Genomic DNA, 17,286 nt, shown 5'->3' with positions numbered 1-17,286 from the left:
CTTATTTTTGTTCACTCTTTGTTCTGGCGTTCATCGTGGCAAAGGATATAATCGAGAAGACGACAATAACAAGGAACAACCCGAAGGCAATTGCGGAACCATATCCATATTGATAACGAGTAAATGCCGTCTCATACAAATACATGACACTAGTAAGGGTGGAATTATCTGGCTGTCCCGATCCATCCGTTAAGGCGTAGGGTTGATCAAAGATTTGCATACCCCCAATAATCGAGGTTACTACTTGGAATAAAATGATTGGCTTTAGTAGGGGGAGAGTTATACTAAAGAACACCCTTACCTTGGAAGCGCCATCAATTTCTGCAGCCTCTAATAAGTCCCTTGAGATACCTTGGAGACCTGCTATATAGATAATCATTGAGTACCCAAAATATTGCCAGAACAGAATGGACGATACTAAGCCCCTCATAAAATTTGGCATATCTGTCCATTGAATTGGATCGTCAATCATTCCTATAGCTATTAGGAACTGATTAAAGCTGCCTGTTTGCCAGCTGAAAATTAAGGCAACTAATAAACCTAGCGATGCGGCAGTAACAATATTAGGAAAGAAAAACACCGCCCTGAAAATACTTTTACCTTTCACAAATTTTTCATGTAGTACAACAGCTAGTACTAAACTGACAGTTAACTGGGGAATGACCGAAACAATCCAAATAACCAATGTATTGAATAAGGATTTGTAGAAAAAGAAGTCACCAAACAATCTTAGATAGTTCTCCACTCCTACGATGGTTGGATTCGTAAAACCGTCCCAGTCTGTAAAGCTTAAGTAGAAGGAATACATGATAGGATATAGCCCGAACACAAGAAATATAATAAAGAATGGGGCGATAAATAGATAACCATAAGTATTTTTTCGTAATGTCTTTGAAAACATTATTTCTCCTCCTCAGAAAATCTATTAAGTCAGAATGATGTTAATCTACTTGAATTTCTGGAAAATGATGACCGACATCTTTCTTAAATGAGGCAATCATATCGTCTATCGTTTCTAATCTACCATTTAAAAAATCATTCACTTTTTCATCCCACAAGCCATTAATATCATTATCATATGTTGATTGCGGGGCAGAAGGCGCTTCTTCGCCTGCTTCATTAAAGAATGCAAAGTATTTCTGACCGTTTAAAAAGTCTGAGGTTAATTCAGGTGCTAATTCGATATTAATTTCTTTGTTGCTTAGAAAGTACTGCTCGTTCTTGGCCAATTCCGTTAGAAAATCTCTATCTGTGGTGTAAAACTTCATAAATTCCCAAGCGACCTCTTTATTTTCACTTCCGTTATACATGGCTAGGAAAGTCCCGCCACCAGTAAAGGCTTTTGGTCCATGGGTTACCCCCCATTTCCCAGCTGTTTCAGGAGCATTATTCTCAAAAACATGAGGCAGTGCCCAAGTAGGCATGGCATAAAACATAACGGTTCCTTGCTGCATTGATGCAGTCCAAGCAGGGCCCCAGGATTCATAATTTGCCAATACCTTTCGCTCTCTAGCCTCCTTGGCAAGTTCTGCTGCTTCCACTCTAACTGGATCGATCACTAATTTCTCATCAACCACCCAAGGCTCTTTTATATTAGAGCTTTCTACTGAACCGATATCACTCCAATTCGCCAATGCATGAACCTCGCCATTACTTTCTTCTACTACTCGCTCTCCGATATCCATTATTTTATCCCAGCTTGAAATCAACTTACTTACTTCCTCTGGATCATCTGTGCCCAAATATTCCTTGGCTAGATCACGTCGATAGTAGAAAGCCCCTGGTGTACCTTGATATCCCAGACCTCTTATGATGCCTTCTTCGTCTTTTTCATCATCCTGAATATATTGGTATTGCTGATCTAGTATTTCTTCTGCGTTATAAGGAGCTTGCGATAAATCCTCTAATCGAGGAATCTCCCTAATCTGTGGCCAATAGGCTTTTTCTACAAAAAACACGTCAGGGACATTTTTTTCAACCTGTAACACAGACATTAGCTTTTTTACATAATTATCGTTATTGATAAATAGGACATCTACCTTAATATCTGGGTTTGCTTCTTGAAACTTTTCCACAGCATATTTGGCCTCATCTGTGAAAGTCCAAATCCTAAGCTCTTTTTTATCCTCAGCTGAAGATGACGAACAACCAACAAGTACAACGATTAACATGAGCCACACTAAAAAAACAAATAATGAATTACTTTTTGTCATTTCTACTCCACCTTTTTACGTTTGGATTACACTGCTAATCTCTAGAAGAGGGTTTGTCAGTATACGTAATGATGTCTTGCCTCATGCCAAAAACTTGTTTCCACTCCCTTCAATAAAATTAAGGGTTTTTACAAGTAACCGCTTACAAATTCGTGTTGTGTCATTGATTTACTTGAGAAAATGATTCAATTATTCAGACTTACTTTGTTCGAACGATAAACTTACTATGAAATTTTAAATGATTTTCCAAACCTTGTCAAGGAGGTATAATTAACCAATTATACTCGTTTTATTGACAATTTTTCCATACACCATAGCACTACTCCCAAGACTATAGCTATAGTCTTGGGAGTAGTGCTAAAAGTAAGGTCCTTTGAAATTCTATATTAACCTATCTCTCGTTCCATTAAGCAATCGGTAATTTCTCAGGGTTCATCGTTATATAAATTTCGTTTATCTGTTCCTTATCAATATAAAAACTGAGGACACTATGAATGTCACCATGGATATAGATCACGATAGCAGGTTGATAATTAATGCTTTTAACTTCAAAGTAAAAGTCCTCTGGGGTTTTTTTCATGATGCCATATAATAGAGCCAAGACATTCGTAGTCGATACAATTGGCCGTGTTGCTGCACTAACCTTACCACCTCCATCAGAATAAAGGGTAACATTATTAGAGATAAGTTCCATTAATGCAGCTGTGTTTTCTTTTTGGAAGGCCTCTACAAAAAGATCAATGATTGACCTGTTTTTTTCATAGTTTAGACTTTCACCTTCCACTACTAAAATCTTTTGTTTTGCTCTACTAAAAATTTTTCTACAATTGTCTTCTTTCTTTTTAATGATATGAGCAATCTCAGAGTATGAAAAACTGAATACCTCTCTTAAAAGCAGGATTGCTCGCTCATCTGCTGTTAGATGTTCCATCATTCGTAGATAAGCAATACTTAACCCTTCTTTTTGGATGACTGTTTCGCTTGGGTCTAATTCGTGTATTTTCTCGAGGAGTAAGGGCTCGGGATTCCATGGTCCTGTATATTGCTCTCGTTTATACCGTGCAGACTTTAATAGATCGAGACAAAGGTTTGTCATTATTTTACAGAGATATGCTTTCTTGTTCTTTATATCATTTTTGTTCAATTGGTATGCTTTTAGAAAGGTTTCCTGCACCATGTCCTCCGTGTCTATTACGGAGCCTAACATTCGATAACCTAATGAAAATAACAACGGTTTAAATAGCTGATAATCTGCTTTTGTAATCTCCATCGTTATGCCTCTTTTCATTTAAAATAACTTTTTCAGCTGCTTGTTTGCCACTAGTTATGGCTGCTTCTGCCAAAATAGAATGGGGAGATGCCCAATCTCCGGCTATATATAATCCTGGTATTTCTGTTTGACAATCTAGTATTTTCTGTTCATCTCCTATTTGAGGTAAACGCTGATTCACCGTAATGTGGGGAAGAAATCGTTTGAATATCACATACTCTTGCCAACCTGGCTGCAACACATCTAGGAATTGCTCCAGCTCTTTTTTAATTATGGCTCCATCCATGTGTTGATCTGGATGATGGTATTTAAAAACATGAAGAATAGCATTCCTTGGATGATTAGAGAGGCGAGCAAAAGCGGAATGCACGGAATAATAGAGAGGAGCTTTGATGTCCATGGCGAATAATTGGTTTTGGTTAGGAAGTTGTGTCAAAGCAATATCTAAAGTTGCTCCTCTAATAGGTGTAATCTGAGATAAAAATTCTCTTTGAGGGAACACCATCTTTTTACTTAGTATATCATTTAATTCATGAGGTCCTGTTGTACAAATTACATGCTCTCCTAGAATTTTCTTACCATTTGAAAGTACTAATTGGAATTGCTTCTGTTGTGCAGGTTCGATTTGTTTAACATGAGTATGCTGCCAGACCTCCATACCTGAATGAGTGGCCCTATTATGAAGCTGGTTTATCATTGTTTGCCAGCCACCATCTAAATACAGTACACCTCCCATAGCCGATTTCACACATGATAATATTGCTTTTGCGCTCACTTTTTCAGGAGCATGACAATAGCTTGCCAGTCTTCCAAGGGTATATAGTAACGATTCTACCATTTTGGATTGGGTCACTTGTCTAACCCATTGTTGAAAAGTAAGATTTGCTAATTTTTCAGGAGTTATAGTCATTAATTTTAACAGAACCTTTATCCACTCCATCCGTTCCTTTGTGTTCAATAGCTGGGTACTAAAGAGTGTAGATGGAGAAAATGGAGCAGCATATTCGATATGATTATCCATTAGTATGCCAGATAATCTAGGTGAGCTGCCATTCAACTTAATATCTAATTCTTCAAGAATAGCCGTGGCTTTCCCTTTTTTATAAAGGGCATGTGGGCCAAGATTGAAACACTGGTCGTTCATCTTAGTTGTCCTAGCCCTTCCTCCAACAATTTTCCCTTTCTCAATAAGTAATATGGACCTATTGGTTTTAATTAAATAATTTGCTGCAACATATCCTGCTAATCCACCACCAACAATGATAACATCCCATTTTCTAGTCATAAGTTAACCTCCTCTTATTATTTCATTATTCAAGACGACAAAGGGCTAAGATTTGTGACATGTTTTCAAATATATTTTTTGGTTGGGTTAAGACCACGTAACAATGGCAGATTGGTGTAATTTACGAATATTGTTGAAATAAAAGAAGAAAATAGTTACATAATACAGTTGAACTGTCAAAGAAGAGACTAATACAGATGGGAGTTTACGACGAAATATGAAAAAAGGTTCATTTGTTTTTATTACCTCCTTAGCCATTATGGCTGTACTTGTTATCTTGGGAATCTTAATGCCGGAGTTTATCGAGCATCTTACAAACAAAACCCAAAATTTTATCATTCAATCACTTGGCTGGTATTATTTAATCATCGTATCTGGATTTGTATTGATATGTATTTATCTTTTAGTTAGCCCAATAGGGAGAATTAAACTGGGAAAGCAGGATGAAAAGCCTGAATTTTCACGTCCTTCATGGATTGCCATGCTGTTTAGTGCAGGTATTGGCATTGGGCTAATCTTCTATGGTGCTTATGAACCGATCAGTCACTATGCCATTCAGTCACCAACAGGGGAGTTAGGGACAGATCAGGGGATTAAGGATGCTATACGATTTACTTTCTTTCATTATGGCATACATCCTTGGGCTGTTTATAGTATTGTCGGTTTAGCGATTGCTTACTTTGCTTTTAGAAAAGGTGAAATAAGCTTAATAAGTAAAACATTGCGTCCGCTCATTGGTGACCAGGCTGACGGAATAACTGGGAAAATAATTGATGTTGTCGCTGTTATTGCCACAATTATGGGGGTTGCTACATCGTTAGGATTTGGAGCAATACAAATCAATGGCGGCCTATCCTATTTATTTGATATTCCTCGAGGTTTGACTACGCAAACCATTATTGTTTTTGTTGTAACAGTATTGTTCATGATCTCTGCCATAACTGGTATAGGAAAAGGCATTAAGATTCTAAGTAATGTCAATATGGGCTTTTCTACGCTGCTTTTTTTAGCTGTATTTATTTTTGGTTCTACACTTTTTACTCTAAATTTATTGGTGGATTCAGTGGGAAGTTATTTGCAAAATTTTATTAAAATGAGTTTAAGAATCGCTCCATTAAATGAAAATATTCGTAGTTGGATTAATGATTGGACTATTTTTTACTGGGCTTGGTGGATTGCTTGGTCACCTTTCGTTGGGGTTTTCATTGCACGGGTATCAAAAGGACGTACAATTCGTGAGTTTGTCATTTATGTATTATTAGCCCCTACTATTATTAGTTTTATCTGGTTTACGACATTTGGTAGTGCGGCGATCACTACGGAATTGTCAGGTATTAGCATTTCCTCGCTCTTACCTGAGGAATCCCTTTTTGGTATATTAGAGACCTATCCAGCTGGTATGGCATGGTCTATTTTAACGATTATCATTATTATTACATTCTTTGTTACTTCGGCTGATTCAGGAACGTTCGTATTAGGAATGATGACTTCAAATGGATCTCAAAATCCGAGTAAAAGAATTAAAATGGTTTGGGGAATTTTCCTTTCCCTTACGGCACTTGCACTGATTTACTCTGGTGGCCTGCAAGCACTACAAAATACTATGATTGTAGCAGCATTACCATTTTCCTTAGTGATGATATTAATGGCGGTTAGTTTACTTAAATCATTACAACAAGAAGCAAAGCAATTGGGGATTGGCCGAATTAGATCACTTGAAAAAAAGAAAAAAACCAAAAAATAGGAATGTGATTCGAATTAATTTTCACGTTAAATATTTTCATTCTTGTTTGTCTCATGTAATTGCCTCCTTGGTATGAATGTCATGATAGATATTTAAAAGTCAAGGGGGATTGTTTCAATGCATAGCTATTTCTCCTCTTTCTATCGCTAGATTCCTCATAGAAGTTCCTTTCTAATGAACGAATTCAGCAAACCTGTCTATCGTTTTTGTATATAAAATGTAAGAATTGTTTATTGTTAGCGGTTACATACAGATTTAATCTGATTATAGAGTGATTATGTTAACAACGAAAGGGGGGGAGCCTAATACGCTAATCGTCATCAGGTAGCAGGGATTTTCCTAATGACCGAAATCTTACTATTTCAAAATGGAGGTTTGCTATGAAATCCTTTTTTCCGTTTTTATTATGTTTTGTTGTCTGTCTTACCTTTTTTCCGGTGTTTCAGTCTAATGTCTTTGCTGCGGAGGAAGAAGAGCTCTTGGCTTTTCCGGGTGCAGAAGGATTTGGTCAATATGCAAAAGGAGGCAGAGGGGGAGAAGTATATCATGTTACGAGCTATGATCTTAAAGGTCCTGGAACGTTCCATGATGCACTAACAACCGCTGGTGATACCCCTAGAACGATTGTGTTTGATATAGGTGGCAATATTACGATTCCTCAAATAATTGTTAGGAATAAAGCGAATATTACGATAGCTGGTCAAACCGCACCAGGAGATGGTGTGACAATAAAGGGAAATAACGTTCGTTTTATAGATAGTAATAATATTATTATCCGTTATATGCGTTTTCGCTTAGGTAAAAGTATCTCGGATGATGCTTTATATTTCGAAGATTCTCAAAATGTCATTATTGATCATTCCTCCTTTTCTTGGGGGACAGACGAAAACCTCTCTATTTTAAGTAAAAACTACGAAAACCCTGAGTCGAAAAATATAACCGTGCAATGGTCGATCATTTCAGAAGGTCTTTTAACCCATTCAATGGGGGGGCTTATTGAAATGAATACGATCACGATGCATCATAATCTGTATGCCCATAATAATGATCGAAATCCTAAGACGAAAGGGCAAATTGATTTTGTTAATAATGTTGTATACAACTGGGGTGGTTATCCTTATGTGGCTGGAGGAGAATCCGGTACAAAAGGATATGGGAATGTAGAAGGGAATTACTTTATTGCAGGTATAAACTCGGCTAATCCGGAATATGCGGTCGTACGTGGGAACGAAAATTATAGCTTATATCTTCATAATAATCGAATTGATAGTAATAAAAATGGTGTTTTAGATGGTACCGATACTGGAACAGATATGATGGAGGCGGAAAGGCCAAGTGTTATTGTGGAGGATCGATTCGCTTACCCGCTTACAAATGTAGAGGAGCCAGAAGCCGCTTATGAGCATGTTTTAGATTACGCTGGTTCTTCCTTAATAAGAGACAGGGTCGATCAAAAAGTAATCCATGATGTGCGAAACCAAACAGGAGCGATTATAGGACATGAGCAAGATGTTGGTGGTTTTCCTGATTTGGATAAAGGAAAGGCTCTGAAAGATACGGATCAGGACGGGATGCCTGATGAATGGGAGCTAGCGAAAGGGCTTGATCCGAATAATCCAGCGGATCGCAATGGAGACAAAAATGGGAATGGTTATACGAATTTAGAGGTTTATTTAAATGAATTAGCAAGCTCTGCTTTTCCAGAGGGCTATCCAATGGAACCGCCTGTTTGGGATGAAGATCCTTTCGTTCCACCAGTGGAAGAGCCTGATCCAGAACCGGAGCCAGATGATGAACCACTGCCACTATTAGAAGGGACACTCGCAAAGAATGTAATTGTCCATGATAATAGTGGGAATGGTAAGGAAAATGCAAGTAAATGGTCTGTGGAGAAAAACCTTCAAATAGGAGACCTTGTAGCAGGGGACAGGGATGGTTATCATTTTACCTCTATACCTGATACCTTGCTTGGTGTCGAATGGATTCGGTCTGCTGTTAATTCCAGAAGTGCCTCGAGTGACGATTTGGTTTCCTTTTACTTAGCGGCAGATACGGATGTCTATGTTGCACATGACTCCAGAGTTAGTCCAAAACCAAAGTGGTTATCTGAACATTATGAAAATACTGGGCAAACAATAGTGGATGATCAACCTGTTACTTTTGAGCTTTATAAAAAGAACTACACTGCAGGATCTCATGTTGTGATGGGGCCAAATAATAACACCAAACGGATGAACTATTTTGTTTTATTAAAGCCGACTGCTCCAGATACCGAACCACCTGCTGATATCCCTGCCGATCTGAAAGCAGAGATGAATGGGGAGGACGTTTCACTGAATTGGTCTGCTGTTTCTCAAGCGGAGCAGTACCTCATCTACCGCGCTTCATCTAAGGACCCTTCCTTCCGGGCGATTGCAACTACAGAGCAACCTGCTTATCAGGATGATACGGTGGAATTAGGTGTTACCTATCAATATAAGATTTCTGCAATCAATGCGGGAGGAGAGTCTGAGCACTCAGATCAAGCGGAGATTTTCTTCTATGATCCGAACCAACCAAAACCTGCTACGCCTAGTGGCGTTACGATAACAGAAACTAAAAGTATTACCGTAATGCTGGAGTGGCAACAGGTGGAAAATGCTATAAGCTATAGTATTTATAGGTCGACTGATCCTAATGGAGAATTCACGAAGGTAGCAAATTCGACGACACCATCCTATATGGATAAGCCAGTAGAAGCCTCGACAACTTATTATTATAAGATTTCTACAGCAAGTACTGGAGGAGAATCGGCATTATCAGAAGTGGTATCAACGACCACAGAAGAGGCGATTGAGATTCCGAAGGTGCCAACAGGGTTAACTGCTGGAGAGATTACCACCTCAGCATTTGAGATCAATTGGGAGGACGTTGCAGAAGCAGAAAGCTATAATGTTTATCGTAAAACAAATGAAGACGGAGATTATCGTCAAATTTCGAGTACCGATGAATCTGCTTATATCGACGAAAGTGTGAGTATCAGCGATACAGGTTATAGTTACAAAATAACTGCCGTTAATGAAATGGGTGAATCGAATCTGTCAGAGGCGATAGCCATCAAGATGCCTGTTCCTGGCACGCCAACTGAGTTAAGGGTAACAATGATCGGAAATAATTTTGTTGGGCTTGCCTGGAAGTCAAATGGTGGTGCGAATCAATATAATGTCTATAGAGAAGCAGATGGTGAGGTAGAGTATTTGGGTTATGCAAAAGTAGATACTTTCTATGATCGAACCGCAGAACCAAATGTTACTTATACCTATTACATTAAAGCAGCCAATGCAAGTGGAGAATCGGAAACATCGAATGTGGTAGAAGTAACAACCGGATATCTTACCGTTTTGACTAACCATATGGAAGAATATGTACGAACAGAGGACATTACAGGGACCGCCGTTTCTCAACTAACGAATACATTAAAACAAGTGAAACACCATGTAGAAAGAGGCTCAACAAATCAAGCGCAAAAATTTCTCGCAAAGTTTAGCAAGCAACTAGACAAGGCAGAAGGAAGAGAAAATGTTTCCCCATTAGCCTATGCTTATTTAACACATTATTCAGAAGCGTTGAAAAAACAGCTAAAAAATCTATAGTTTTAGCAAGGAAAGTCCTGTTCAATCGGAAACAGGACTTTTCTTTTGCTTTATTCATCCATTCTCCGTTTTTTCCAGTTTTCTTAAGGTATGCTTTGTTCCCCATTCATGCATGGCCTCTAGAATAGGTTGAAGGCTTTTTCCATAATCTGTTATCGAGTATTCCACTTTAGGTGGAACCTGAGGATAGACGACGCGCTCAATAATATCTTCTTCCTCTAACTCGCGCAATTGCTTTGTCAGCATTTTTTGGGTAATGCCGGGTATACTACGTTTTAACTCATTGAATCGTTGTGTTCCTTCATTTAATAAATGTAATAAAATGAGAGGTTTCCACTTTCCAACTAGTATACTCAAGGCATCCTCTACCCGACATGCTTTTGGATTATATTTCATCTTACATCTCTCCTATTAGTATCTTTTTGTATACTATATATCTTATAAGTGCGTACTTCACGTAAATGGTCATATGCTTCATAATAACATATATAGGAATAAGAGAAGAAAGGTAGTGTATGGCTTTGATGGAAAAATATCGTATAGACCCGAGAAAAGGTTTAGAATTTGGCTTATATACATTAGGTGATCATCTCCCTAATCCTGCAACTGGTGAAAGGATTTCGGCAGCACAACGAATCGAGGAAATCATCGAATTAGCTAAGCTTGCTGAGGATGTAGGCATTGACTTCTTTAGTGTAGGGGAGAGTCATCAGGAATATTTTACGACACAAGCTCACTCCGTTGTTTTGGCGGCAATCGCCCAAGCGACTAAGAAGATCAAGATAGCTAGCTCCTCCACTATTATTAGCACATTAGATCCTGTTCGTGTTTATGAGGATTTTGCGACGATTGATCTTATTTCGAAAGGTCGTGCAGAGATCATCGCAGGAAGAGCATCGCGAGTCGGTAATTTTGAGTTGCTTGGTTATGATTTAAAGGATTATGAAGGTTTATTTGAAGAGAAGCTAGCCCTACTATTACAAATAAATGAAGAAGAAGTAGTGAACTGGAGTGGAGAATTTCGTGCACCGCTTCAAAATGCGAAGGTCCTACCACGACCGGTTAATGGTTCTCTTCCAATTTGGCGAGCGGTTGGAGGGCATCCATCCAGTGCAGTTAAGGCTGGTTATGCAGGAGTACCGATATTCCTAGCAACGCTAGGTGGCCCTGTTTCTATTTTTAAACGGACCATCGATGATTACCGTCATGCTTTACAGGAAGCGGGATTTGACCCGAAGGAATTCCCTGTGGCAACAGCTGGATTTTTCTATTTAGCGGAAACCACGCAACAAGCGCAACGAGAGACTTATCCTTCCATTAATGAAGGAATGCAACATACAAATGGTAGAGGTTATCCGAAGCAGCATTTTGCTCAAGGTGCAGACAAGCGTAATGTGATGAATATTGGTAGTCCACAGGAAGTCATCGAAAAAATTCTGTATCAGCATGAGGTCTATGGTCACCAACGCTATATTGCTCAAATGGATTTTGGTGGCATTCCCTTTGATAAGCTCCGTAAAAATATAGAGCTAGTCGGGAAGGAAGTTTTACCAGCTATTCGAAAGTATACAGTAAAATAAGGGGGGATCATCATGAAAGTAGTAGCATTGTCTGGATCGACAGTAGGTTCAAAGACAAGAACGGCGATAGATTATACGACCAAAAAGATAATAGAATCCTATCCAGAAGTGGAAATAACTTTATTAGATTTAACCGATTATCAGCTGGAATTTAGTGATGGTCGACATTATTTGGACTATACAGGGGATACGAAATATGTAACAGAGAAGGTAATGGAAGCAGATGCACTAATCATTGGAACACCGATTTTTCAAGCGTCGATACCTGGAACATTGAAGAACATTTTTGACTTGTTACCAATCAATGCTTTTCGAGATAAGGTAGTAAGCATGATCGTGACAGCAGGCTCAAGCCGTCACTTTTTGATACCAGAGCAACAAATAAAGCCAATTTTATCCTATATGAAGGCGCAAATTGTGCAAACTTACGTCTATATAGAAGAAGTGGACTTTTACCAAAAGGAAATTATTAATGAGGATATATTATTTCGAATCGATCGCTTGGTGGAAGATACGATTATGTTAACAAAAACGTATCAACAGCTATTACAAGAAAAAGAAGAGCAATACGATTTTTAACGGCATAACCCGCTCGCTTGTCCCATATAGTTAAATGAAGGCGTGAATATGGGAGGAGAAGCGGGTATGTCACGTATCTTAAAAATCGTATTATGGTTAATTGGACTATTTGTATTAATTATATTGATTCAATACCCTATGCAAGATTCAATGGATTCTTGGGAAAGCTGGTCCCTGCCACTTGCAGGAAAAACTATTGTACTTGACCCGGGACATGGTGGTGCTGATGGAGGTGCAGAGGGCTCAGATGAGACACAGGAAAAAGAGATCACGCTGAAGGTATCGAACTTACTGAAGGATTATCTCCAGCAGGCTGGTGCTTCCGTATACTTAACTAGAGAAGGGGACTATGATCTTGCAGATGAAGGGACCAAAGGTTTATCGAGAAGGAAAGCAGAGGATATTCAGCGCCGTGTTCAATTTATTAGTGATAAAAATGCCGATTTTTTCTTAAGCATTCATTTAAATGCACTTGGTGACAGACAGTGGAAGGGTGCCCAGACCTTTTATTACCCGGGAAAAGATCAAAATGAAAAGCTGGCAAAGGCTATTCAAGCAGAAATTATTCGCAACCTAGAAAATACAAATCGTGTAGCTCTTCCTATTCATCAAATTTTTGTTTTGAAATATGCAAAAGCACCTGGTGCGCTTGTTGAGATTGGTTTTTTGTCCAATGAAGAGGAGCTTGGATTACTGAAATCAGATGATTATCAACGTAAGATGGCGGCAAGTATTTATAAAGGGATTTTAAATTACATTACAGGGAAGGAAGAAGAAAATCCATAATGCGTCCTGCTTAGAATTGAAGAAATTTGTGTTATACTAGCAGATAGGAGTACACAAGAATACAATCGAGGTGACCTATTTTGCTTTCGGAACAAAAGGTAAGAGAATTACTGCACAATATGAAGGATCCGTTTTTACATAAAACGTTCAAAGAGACAGATGGTATAGAAGAAATCACGATTAAGCCTGATAAGAATCATGTCAGTGTTAAATTAGCGATTGCGAAAACGAATACAGCAGAGCAGATGCAATTACAGCAAGAGCTTGTAGGGGCATTGAAGAATCTAGGTGCTGCGACAGTTGGATTAAGATTTTCTTCCTTACCAGAGGAAGTGATTAAGAAATATCAACCGACATCTGAGGATAAGCCTGGACTATTAAGTGAAAGCTCTACGACAAAATTTTTAGCGATCGCGAGTGGTAAAGGCGGAGTTGGTAAATCAACCGTAACTGTAAATACAGCTGTTGCTTTGGCGCGATTAGGAAACAAAGTCGGGATTATTGATGCTGATATTTATGGCTTTAGTGTTCCTGATATGATGGGTGTGGAAGAACGTCCGAAATTAAAAGGGAATAAAATTATTCCAGTAGAACGTTTTGGTGTCAAGGTAATGTCGATGGGATTTTTTGTGGAAGATAATTCCCCTGTTATCTGGCGTGGTCCTAGACTAGGGAAAATGCTAGCAAGCTTTTTTAAAGAGGTGGAGTGGGGAGAATTAGATTATTTATTATTAGATCTGCCTCCTGGAACTGGTGATGTGGCACTTGATGTTCACAATATGATACCAAGCTCGAAGGAGATTATTGTAACCACTCCTCATCCAACGGCAGCATTTGTAGCAGCGAGAGCAGGACAAATGGCGATTAATACGGATCATGAGCTGCTTGGTGTTGTGGAAAACATGTCCTTTTACGTGAGTAAGAAAACAGGCGAAAAGGAATATGTCTTTGGAAAAGGTGGAGGAGACAAGCTAGCGGAAGTTTTAGACACAAATGTAATAGGGCGCCTATCACTTCAACAGCCTTATGAAGAAGAAGGAATATTTGCCCCTTCTGTTTATCAGGAGGATCACCCTAATGGTCAAGAATATTTGTCCATTGCTAAGCAAATTATTGAACGTCTATAAATATTTACAAAAGGAGCATGCTCGGGCTGAGGGCATGCTCCCTTTGTTCCTACGCTCCTCCTCCTCCGCCACCTTGGTTGCCTTGTTCTCCCTGTCCGCCTTGCTGTTGCTGTCCACCTCCGGACTCTCCTTGTCCTCCAGATTGGGATTGTCCTCCTTCGCTAGGCTTCATTTCCTTCGCTGCATTTAATAACAATTCAGAGATTTTGGCTTGGAACATAGGGGAGCTGAACATTTCCTCCATAACCTTTTCCAGATGAGAGCGAAACTTTTGTCCTGTCAGAACGGTTAATGTTTGATCTTCCATTTCGGGATTGCTCAGTATTTCGATAAATTTTTTCTGGAATTCTGGATCACTCATTAAGGTCTTCATCACTTTCTCTTGTTGATCTTGTAGAGCGAGTGAAAAGGACTCAACAAATTTTGGATCCTGGAACATCTTTGTCCAGAACTCCTTCCCTTTGTCTGAAGTTAAGGCTTCTTGTACTGTTTGCTGTACTACCTTTGCATCAATGACATAGGTTTTTTGCATATCGTCACTAGATAATACCTCTGTTATGGCTTTTTTTCCTTCATCTGTTTTCAAAATATCAGCCACCATTTTCTTAGTGCCCTCATAATCACCCTCTTCCTTGCCCTGGGTATTGCCACCACCACCGCAGGCGCTAAGGAATAGCAGTGAAAGTATCGTTAGGATAAAAAACTTTGATAAATTCATTAGACCGCTACCTTTCTTTCCATATATCTCAAGTCGTTTTTTGAAATTTCTATGTACTCCTAATATGGGGTCTTTTTAAAATTAATATGTATTATAAAGCGAAAAAAAATAGGGTTCATGGTAAAATATCTAAAGAATAGGAAGTAAAGAATTAGGGGGATTTATTTTGAAAAGTCGTAATGTCGTACGATTGTTTTTTTCTACCTTGCTTTTAGGAGGAATTTCGACATTAATCACAAGTTTCTTTGTAAAAAGTGATGCTTATATTAAGTTCTTAAGCCCTTTCGATTGGTTTGAATTATTGGGTTTGTTGATCTTCTTCTTAGCTTTGGGTTTTGTTTTTAGTTTAGTTAGTCAAATGGGTTTTTTTGCCTATTTAACCGTAAATCAGTTTGCTTTAGGTATCTTTCGTGGATTTTGGCCAACTATACAAATAGGCCTGATTTTGTTTGCATTATTTGATTTAGTCTACTTCCGTTATAAATCGGTGGAGGATGGCACGATTACACCATTCTTGTTAACTGCAATTGCGTTGTTGGTTTATAGTATTATCATCGCTCGAATCAAAGCAAAGGAAACGAACCAAAGGGCTTTTATTCCAGCTTTGTTTTTCATGGTTGTCATTACATCAATAGAGTGGGTTCCGGGACTGAGAACCAATGGAGGAGACTATGCTTGGTTAATGATCGTTCCATTAATTATCTGTAATACATATCAATTATTAATCCTTCACCGACTAACCGAAAAAACAAAAGCTACAAAGGGACGTTAAAAAAACGCATTCGCTTACAATACGAGCGAATGCGTTATTAATTTCATGAGTTTACTTATTACTTTTCAATTCACTTTGAGAACCATCTGCATTGGTAATCAATTGAGAGATCGTCACTATATCAAGATTTTTATTTTTTAACTCTGGTATGATAGCCTCTAAAGCCTTATCTGTTTGTTTGACGGAATCTGATGCATGCAATAAAACAATATCCCCTTTTTCTGTGTTTTTCAGTACATGATCCGTAATGGCTTTTGTACCAGGATTTTTCCAGTCGTTTGGATTCACGCTCCAATGGATGACTTTCATCCCTTGATTTTCTGCGATCGATAGGATTGCTTTATTAATATGTCCATTAGGTGGACGTAATAAGTAGACATCCTCATAACCGAGCTTTGTAAAAGTTTCCTTTGCTTTAGCTATATCACTTCTTACTTGTTCTTCCTCTTGCTCGAGATACGACTTGTACTGATATCCCAGCATCCCTATTTCATGCTTGTCCTCTGCAATTTTCTCCAGTAGGTCTGGATGACGCTCAGCCCATTCCCCACTAACGAAAAAGGTGGCTAATGCTTCTTTTGCTTTTAATTGCTCCAAGATTGGCTCCACTTGCTCTGTTCCATAGCTAATATTAAACGTTAAAGCAACAGATGCGTGCTTTTTATTCCCAGCACTTAGAGCTTTTGGCTCGTCTTGATTAGAGAAAACGGTAAAGGAATAATTAGATTCTAAAAATAAAAAAAGGGCAACAAAAAAAGCAATTGGCACAATGAAAAGAAGCTTTTTACTTTTTTTCATGTCTACTACATATAATTTTCTCATTTATATCCCCCGATTTTATTAGGCTTGTTCTATATGTATGAGCTTGTTCTTAAAATATGCTGTCTAATAATGTTTATTTTTGAAAAAAAGTAGGAATATATATAGTAATAGAAGGTAGGAGTGAACAATTATGTTGGGATTATTGATAAATGAAAAAGAACAAACGGAATTACAATATGTAATAAAGAGAGAATTAGAAGAATTGTTACTAGACCTAGAAGATCACCGTATCGATCAAATGGTGAAACAAAACATGCATGAAAGGTACAAGGTGCTATTTCAATTATATAGAAGAGTTGCATCTCAAGAAGAGATTCAAAAATATATTCCGAAAAGAATTAAGATAGAATGAGTGAGTGTGGTATGGGAAGTGGCCTTGAAATTTAAATGTTAAGATGAAGATCTTGTTTCTATTACGGAGATACGAGGTCTTTATCTGTTTTTAAAGAGAAATTTCTAAATTAAAAATAATACTTGTTTAGCAGGTCAATATGTGATATATTAAATCTTGTCGTCAAAATGATGGAACACTTCTTTATCGTAGTTTCGCACTTTTTACATGTCTTATAAAAAGAATAAAAAAAGTTGTTGACAACCATATTGAAGCGTGATATATTATATTTCGTCGCAAAAAACGACATAAGATATTGATCATTGAAAACTGAACAAAACAACCAGTACAAAAAGTAAGAACATGCTAGCTTTAAGCGAGCTTGATCAACACAAGCACTTCGGTGCATCTATTTTATGGAGAGTTT

At 38.2% G+C, this 17,286-nt stretch carries 15 protein-coding genes; 8 read left to right on the top strand and 7 right to left on the bottom strand.

All coding sequences use genetic code 11. The features are described from left to right. Nucleotide 1: 1 nt before the first annotated feature. From DLJ74_RS15235 to DLJ74_RS15220, 4 genes are all read right to left on the bottom strand, one after another. The gene (locus DLJ74_RS15235; RefSeq protein ID WP_109985118.1) at nucleotides 2–901 is read right to left on the bottom strand and encodes a carbohydrate ABC transporter permease; all 900 of its coding nucleotides are present in this window, start codon (nucleotides 899–901) and stop codon (nucleotides 2–4) included. A 40-nt stretch (nucleotides 902–941) separates the two neighbouring features. Continuing rightward, the gene (locus DLJ74_RS15230) at nucleotides 942–2,213 is read right to left on the bottom strand and encodes an ABC transporter substrate-binding protein (RefSeq protein ID WP_109985117.1); all 1,272 of its coding nucleotides are present in this window, start codon (nucleotides 2,211–2,213) and stop codon (nucleotides 942–944) included. Nucleotides 2,214–2,619: 406 nt separating this feature from the next. Beyond that, on the bottom strand, nucleotides 2,620–3,483 hold the full coding sequence (locus DLJ74_RS15225) for an RNA polymerase sigma-70 factor (RefSeq protein WP_054861663.1): 864 nt from the start codon (nucleotides 3,481–3,483) through the stop codon (nucleotides 2,620–2,622). After that, on the bottom strand, nucleotides 3,449–4,768 hold the full coding sequence (locus DLJ74_RS15220; protein WP_109985116.1) for a phytoene desaturase family protein: 1,320 nt from the start codon (nucleotides 4,766–4,768) through the stop codon (nucleotides 3,449–3,451). Before DLJ74_RS15220 ends, DLJ74_RS15225 begins: the two co-directional genes overlap by 35 nt. Nucleotides 4,769–4,985: 217 nt before the next feature. Here DLJ74_RS15220 and DLJ74_RS15215 point away from each other — a divergent pair, with 217 nt between their 5' ends. Both DLJ74_RS15215 and DLJ74_RS20500 read left to right on the top strand, forming a co-directional pair. After that, on the top strand, nucleotides 4,986–6,512 hold the full coding sequence (locus DLJ74_RS15215) for a BCCT family transporter (RefSeq protein ID WP_109985115.1): 1,527 nt from the start codon (nucleotides 4,986–4,988) through the stop codon (nucleotides 6,510–6,512). Between the two features lie 380 nt (nucleotides 6,513–6,892). Next, nucleotides 6,893–10,144 carry an FIMAH domain-containing protein gene (locus DLJ74_RS20500; protein ID WP_109985114.1) on the top strand — a complete coding sequence of 1,084 codons (3,252 nt, stop codon included), beginning with the start codon at nucleotides 6,893–6,895 and terminating at the stop codon, nucleotides 10,142–10,144. Between the two features lie 54 nt (nucleotides 10,145–10,198). On the opposite strand, the gene DLJ74_RS15205 is transcribed toward DLJ74_RS20500, so the two are convergent. Next, nucleotides 10,199–10,540: a winged helix-turn-helix transcriptional regulator gene (locus DLJ74_RS15205; protein ID WP_109985113.1), complete on the bottom strand. Its 342-nt coding sequence runs from the start codon at nucleotides 10,538–10,540 to the stop codon at nucleotides 10,199–10,201. 128 nt (nucleotides 10,541–10,668) lie between these two features. Between DLJ74_RS15205 and DLJ74_RS15200 the strand changes: the two genes are divergently transcribed. The 4 genes from DLJ74_RS15200 to DLJ74_RS15185 all read left to right on the top strand — a co-directional run bounded on the left by DLJ74_RS15200 (nucleotide 10,669) and on the right by DLJ74_RS15185 (nucleotide 14,216). Then, nucleotides 10,669–11,724: an LLM class flavin-dependent oxidoreductase gene (locus DLJ74_RS15200; RefSeq protein ID WP_109985156.1), complete on the top strand. Its 1,056-nt coding sequence runs from the start codon at nucleotides 10,669–10,671 to the stop codon at nucleotides 11,722–11,724. Nucleotides 11,725–11,736: 12 nt separating this feature from the next. Next, a complete protein-coding gene (locus DLJ74_RS15195) occupies nucleotides 11,737–12,303 on the top strand; it encodes an NADPH-dependent FMN reductase (RefSeq protein ID WP_054787886.1) in 567 nt (188 codons plus the stop codon). 66 nt (nucleotides 12,304–12,369) lie between these two features. Next, complete coding sequence (gene cwlD / locus DLJ74_RS15190) at nucleotides 12,370–13,089, top strand: N-acetylmuramoyl-L-alanine amidase CwlD (protein WP_054861666.1); 720 nt, start codon at nucleotides 12,370–12,372, stop codon at nucleotides 13,087–13,089. 80 nt (nucleotides 13,090–13,169) lie between these two features. Further along, nucleotides 13,170–14,216: an Mrp/NBP35 family ATP-binding protein gene (locus tag DLJ74_RS15185; RefSeq protein WP_054787885.1), complete on the top strand. Its 1,047-nt coding sequence runs from the start codon at nucleotides 13,170–13,172 to the stop codon at nucleotides 14,214–14,216. 49 nt (nucleotides 14,217–14,265) lie between these two features. Here the strand turns inward: DLJ74_RS15185 and gerD are convergent, their stop codons facing one another. Next, nucleotides 14,266–14,934, bottom strand: coding sequence for a spore germination lipoprotein GerD (gene gerD, locus DLJ74_RS15180; protein ID WP_109985112.1), 669 nt, complete (start codon nucleotides 14,932–14,934; stop codon nucleotides 14,266–14,268). A 166-nt stretch (nucleotides 14,935–15,100) separates the two neighbouring features. Here gerD and DLJ74_RS15175 point away from each other — a divergent pair, with 166 nt between their 5' ends. Continuing rightward, nucleotides 15,101–15,706 (top strand): KinB-signaling pathway activation protein, encoded by a 606-nt coding sequence (locus DLJ74_RS15175; RefSeq protein ID WP_109985111.1) that lies wholly within the window; start codon nucleotides 15,101–15,103, stop codon nucleotides 15,704–15,706. Nucleotides 15,707–15,757: 51 nt separating this feature from the next. Here the strand turns inward: DLJ74_RS15175 and pdaB are convergent, their stop codons facing one another. Next, nucleotides 15,758–16,528 carry a polysaccharide deacetylase family sporulation protein PdaB gene (gene pdaB, locus DLJ74_RS15170; RefSeq protein WP_109985110.1) on the bottom strand — a complete coding sequence of 257 codons (771 nt, stop codon included), beginning with the start codon at nucleotides 16,526–16,528 and terminating at the stop codon, nucleotides 15,758–15,760. A 130-nt stretch (nucleotides 16,529–16,658) separates the two neighbouring features. Between pdaB and DLJ74_RS15165 the strand changes: the two genes are divergently transcribed. Then, nucleotides 16,659–16,880: a hypothetical protein gene (locus tag DLJ74_RS15165; RefSeq protein ID WP_054787884.1), complete on the top strand. Its 222-nt coding sequence runs from the start codon at nucleotides 16,659–16,661 to the stop codon at nucleotides 16,878–16,880. The last annotated feature ends 406 nt before the right edge of the window (nucleotides 16,881–17,286 follow it).

Origin of the sequence: Gracilibacillus dipsosauri (assembly GCF_003176895.1) — a bacterium.
GTDB lineage: Bacteria > Bacillota > Bacilli > Bacillales > Amphibacillaceae > Gracilibacillus > Gracilibacillus dipsosauri.
Note: the sequence above shows the minus strand (reverse complement) of the source record. Positions and strands in the feature narration are given on the sequence as shown.